This is a genomic window from Bradyrhizobium sp. WSM4872, from assembly GCF_055811715.1.
Genome location: NZ_JBVVPT010000064.1, coordinates 1 through 1,626, shown reverse-complemented (window position 1 = coordinate 1,626; position 1,626 = coordinate 1). Strand labels below are relative to the sequence as shown.

Genomic DNA, 1,626 nt, shown 5'->3' with positions numbered 1-1,626 from the left:
CGCCTCGCCGACCAGGCCAGGCGCGAGCTCGACGATGCCCGGCGGCAGGTTGCGGAGGCGCGCCGGCAGGCCGAGGATGCGGCCCTTCAGGTCGAGCAGGCGAAGAAGCAGGCCGCGCTGGAAGCGCAGCAACAGATCGAGGCCGCTAGGCGCGAACAGGAACAGCGCGAGCGGGAGCGACAGGCCACACTTGCGGCGCTAACTCCGTCGGCTGCGCCGGCGCCTGCCCCTGCGCCGGTTGCCAAGCCGGCAATGGATCCGGCGGACGTCGCCCGTCTGCTCCAGGCCCATCTGAAGCGCGTCGGCTGCGATCCCGGTGCGGCCGACGGTGCCTGGACGACGCCGTCGCAAAAGGCGCTCGACAATTTCAACCGAAACGCCGGCACCAAATTCGACGTCAAAGTTGCAAGTCTCGATGCGCTCGATGCGGTGCGCGGCAGGCCCGATCGTGTCTGTCCGCTGGTGTGCGCCAAGGGACAAAAGGTAGAGGGCGATCATTGCGTCCAGATCGTCTGTGACGGTAACGACGTGCTGGATGCCCAGGGCATGTGCCGCCGGCGTCCCGATCCGCCGCCGCAGAAGTCAAAGGCGGTATCGCGTCACGAGCCGAGCCCGCGCGGTCGCTCGCGTCCGTCCGGCGGAGCCGATTCATGCGGCGGCAGTTGTGAAGGCGATTGAGATCGGCGCCGATGGGACGGTGCCGGGACTCACAGGCTGGGAACGACGTTGACGTTGACTTTCAGGTTCAGGAACGTGCGCTTGCCGGTGCCGTCCTCGAAGTAGAGACGGCTTTCGAAGTGGTCGCTGCCGGTAAAGCCGGAGTTCGGTCGGTACACAGCCTTTGTCGAGTTGACCAGGCTGTAGGATCCGTTCGCCGGAGAGACGACGACGTCCTGGCCCACGAACGGACCCAGCGACTGGAAGTTGAACCCGCAACCGCGGTCTTGCGCGACCCGCATCGGGATGACGACATTACAACCCTGGCAGATGTTGAATGCGGGGCGACGGCAAGCGGTGTTGGCATTCAGGCCGTGAGCGTTTTGGTAGCTCTTGTAGCCCGGGCGCATCTTGTCGGCGCTCGCAGTGTCGGACAGAAGCAACAAGGCGGAGGTTGCGAGCGACAACACGACTGTCATGAAAGGCCGGATCATTTTGAAACCCCTTGTCTGAAAACCTTCGGGTGGCCAATGAAGCAAAAGCGATTTATGCCGACATAGAAGCTCAAGCGCCTGGGGGAGGCAAGTATCTCCGGAAGGTTGCAGGACGGCTTCCCAATGCCATGCCACTTCCATTATCATTTCCGGCAGGGAGTCGCCGGTGGACACTGCGCGGCGGCAACCGTCTCGCCTGACGGCCGGGCCTGATGTGTGATCGATGGCACAGACCCGAGGGCGGACCGCTATCGAATAGTATTCATATTGATTGCAGCCACATTGCTGACGCGTGGAGCGAAGCCCGCATCATGATCCGATTGAGCCCTTCAGTCCCGACGTTGCGTTCAAGCCGGTTGGTCTGCCGGCTTGCGCTGTCGGTGTTGTGGATGCTGGTCGCGGCCTCGACTGCGCAGGCCGACAAGCGGGTGGCGCTGGTCCTTGGCGTGTCCAACTACCAGAGCGTCGCGCGGCT

At 63.8% G+C, this 1,626-nt stretch carries 1 protein-coding gene and 1 pseudogene; one reads left to right on the top strand and one right to left on the bottom strand.

Annotated features, from left to right (window positions below):
• Positions 1–678 (top strand): annotated as a pseudogene (locus AC0L3C_RS36120) (caspase family protein); the annotation flags it as partial.
• A 29-nt stretch (positions 679–707) separates the two neighbouring features.
• Here AC0L3C_RS36120 and AC0L3C_RS36115 read toward each other — a convergent pair.
• Complete coding sequence (locus AC0L3C_RS36115) at positions 708–1,151, bottom strand: hypothetical protein (RefSeq protein ID WP_473267061.1); 444 nt, start codon at positions 1,149–1,151, stop codon at positions 708–710.
• Between the last annotated feature and the right edge of the window lie 475 nt (positions 1,152–1,626).